This is a genomic window from Agarivorans sp., assembly GCF_050295395.1.
Classification (GTDB): domain Bacteria; phylum Pseudomonadota; class Gammaproteobacteria; order Enterobacterales; family Celerinatantimonadaceae; genus Agarivorans.
Genome location: NZ_JBNKPP010000315.1, coordinates 1 through 2819 on the forward strand (window position 1 = coordinate 1; position 2819 = coordinate 2819).

The window sequence follows — 2819 nt, forward strand, 5'->3', positions numbered from 1 at the left end:
GTAGAACAGGCCATCGCTTGTTGGCAGCAAGGAGGCAGCAATGCTAGCTAAACGAATTATTCCCTGCTTAGACGTTAAAGACGGCTTGGTGGTAAAAGGGGTGAAGTTTCGTAACCACGAAATCATTGGCGACATCGTGCCACTAGCCAAACGCTACGCTGAAGAAGGCGCCGACGAGTTGGTGTTCTACGACATTACCGCCAGCTCTGATGCGCGAGTGGTAGACAAAAGCTGGGTGAGCCGTGTGGCTGAAGTTATCGACATTCCCTTCTGTGTAGCTGGCGGGATTAAAACCATTGAAGACGCCAACCGCACCTTGCAAAATGGTGCCGATAAAATCTCGATTAATTCGCCTGCCCTCGCCGACCCTAGTTTAATCACTCGCTTGGCCGATAAATTTGGGGTGCAGTGTATTGTAGTTGGCATCGACTCTTACTACTGCGACGAAACTAAGCAATACCAAGTGAAGCAGTTTACCGGTGATGAAAAACGCACCGTAACCACCACTTGGAACACCTTTGACTGGGTAAAAGAAGTACAAGCGCGTGGCGCTGGTGAAATTGTACTTAACGTGATGAACCAAGACGGAGTTCGCCAAGGTTACGACCTAGAGCAACTGAGCCGCGTACGCGAAATTTGTAAAGTGCCCTTAATCGCCTCAGGTGGTGCTGGTGAAATGCAACACTTTAAAGATGCCTTTAAGATTTCCGATGTAGACGGCGCACTCGCCGCCAGCGTATTCCATAAAAGCATCATTAATATTGGCGAGCTAAAACAATATCTAAAACAACAAGAGGTAGCGATTCGACTATGAGCCAGTTTGAACAACTCAACCAACAAATTGACTGGGACAAAGTCGAAGGCTTAATCCCTGCCGTGGTACAAAATGACCACAGCGGCCAAGTCTTGATGCTAGGTTACATGAACAGCGACGCACTGAAAAAGACCTTAGACAGCCAACAAGTCACCTTTTATAGCCGTACTAAACAACGCCTATGGACCAAGGGCGAGACCTCTGGCAACGTGCTGCAGCTAAAAAGCATTAGCTTAGACTGTGACCAAGACACGCTGCTAGTGGCGGTTGACCCGATTGGCCCAACCTGCCATAAGGGTACTCAAAGCTGTTTTGATGGCCATCAAGAGCCCAAGCTCACCTTTATTGCCCAGTTACAAGCGGTATTGGCCGAGCGCAAGTCTGCCGATCCTGAGCAAAGCTACACCGCTAGCCTATTTGCCCGCGGCACTAAGCGTATCTCGCAAAAAGTCGGCGAAGAAGGCGTAGAAGTAGCCCTAGCAGCCATGGCCAACGACCGCGAAGAGCTAATCAACGAAAGTTCCGATCTGCTCTACCACTTGTTAGTACTGCTAGAAAAACAAGAAGTCGGCTTTGAAGAAGTCGTTGCCTGCTTGCAAGCACGACATAAATAAGGCTTCTTTTTACTATAAAAAACCAGCGTCAAGCTGGTTTTTTTATCTCTTAGGCTAGGCTTACCTCAAGCTGCAAATTCCTCTCCTATTTATTCAATACAGCAAGTAGCAAGCGCTTAAAGCTTATTGCCATAAACAAGCAAAATTACATAAGTAAACCACGTAACCACTGGACAAATTATGCTGAGTTTGTCGAACATAATCACAGATAAAAATAAAATAATCGCCTAGGCTGGACTACCTCTAAAGTAGTAGCTAGAGTCTATACTTAAACTTTATCTCCTAGTGTGACTAATTATGTCGATTAAAAAACGTTATGTGGCTGCAATAGCGGCTGTGGGTGTTGTAGTAGGCTGGTTAACGTTAGGTGGCGCAGCAGTAGTGATGCATTACACATCGGACACTGAATTTTGTCTCTCTTGTCACACTATGGAAACCGCCTATAAAGAGTATCAGGGTTCGGTCCACTTCAGTAATGCCAAAGGTATTCGCGCTGAATGTTCCGACTGTCATATACCTAAAGAACCAACCGATTACTTAATCACTAAGATTCGTGCGACGAAAGACATTTATCACGAGTTTATTACTGGCAAAATAGATACACCAGAAAAATACGCAGCTCACCGCACAGAGCTTGCTGAAATGGTCTGGGAGCAATTCCGCGCAAACGATTCAGCCACTTGCCGCTCTTGTCACAACTTCGATGCAGTGGAACAGTTTGAACAATCTCGCGACGCGGCTCAAATGCACGCTTACGCAAAAGAAAACAATCAAACTTGCATCGACTGTCATAAAGGTGTCGCGCACTTTGCACCTGAAGCAGAGCTTGATAGCAAAGCGTTTGAGATACTAATGAGCTTCACTACCAAAACTGCCGCCGACGCGAAGGTGGTTTACCCAGTCACCTCGATAAGCATGGGTGGCTTAGGTACCATTAACCCAACAACGAAATTGGAAGTAGTGAAAGCCGAGAACGATCAACGTACCGTAAAACTAAATGCATACCAAATGAAAGGTGCAGAGCAAGTGCTTTACATGGGCGAAGGTCAACGAGCTATTGTTGCGAAGCTCTCTGCTCAAGGCCAAGAAGCACTAACAACAGGCGAATACAAAGCAGACGCATATGATAATGAATGGCGCCCGGTTTCTCTAACCGTTGATATCGATTCTCCAGTGGTTGATACACTAGAGCCAGTTTGGTCATACGCGGAAGAGTTAGACAATGTTTACTGCGCAACTTGTCACGCCAAAATTCCTTCAAATCACTTCACGGTGAACGCATGGGGGCCTGTCGCGAAAAGTATGGGTGATCGCACTGATATTTCAGCAGAAAACCTAGAAATTTTGACTAAGTTCTTCCAGCACCACGCGAAAGATGTGGTTGGTCACTA

The 2819-nt window shown here is 46.4% G+C and carries 3 protein-coding genes; all 3 read left to right on the forward strand.

Going from position 1 to position 2819, the window contains the following annotated elements:
• The first annotated feature begins 40 nt into the window (after positions 1-40).
• Positions 41-814, forward strand: a complete 774-nt coding sequence (gene hisF, locus ACQY6Q_RS18775) for an imidazole glycerol phosphate synthase subunit HisF (RefSeq protein ID WP_427983790.1) — start codon at positions 41-43, stop codon at positions 812-814.
• Positions 811-1428, forward strand: a complete 618-nt coding sequence (gene hisIE / locus ACQY6Q_RS18780; protein WP_427983791.1) for a bifunctional phosphoribosyl-AMP cyclohydrolase/phosphoribosyl-ATP diphosphatase HisIE — start codon at positions 811-813, stop codon at positions 1426-1428. The genes hisF and hisIE overlap by 4 nt, the downstream gene beginning before the upstream one ends.
• Positions 1429-1725: 297 nt before the next feature.
• A partial coding sequence (locus ACQY6Q_RS18785; protein ID WP_427983793.1) for a NapC/NirT family cytochrome c occupies positions 1726-2819 on the forward strand: 1094 nt, incomplete at its 3' end.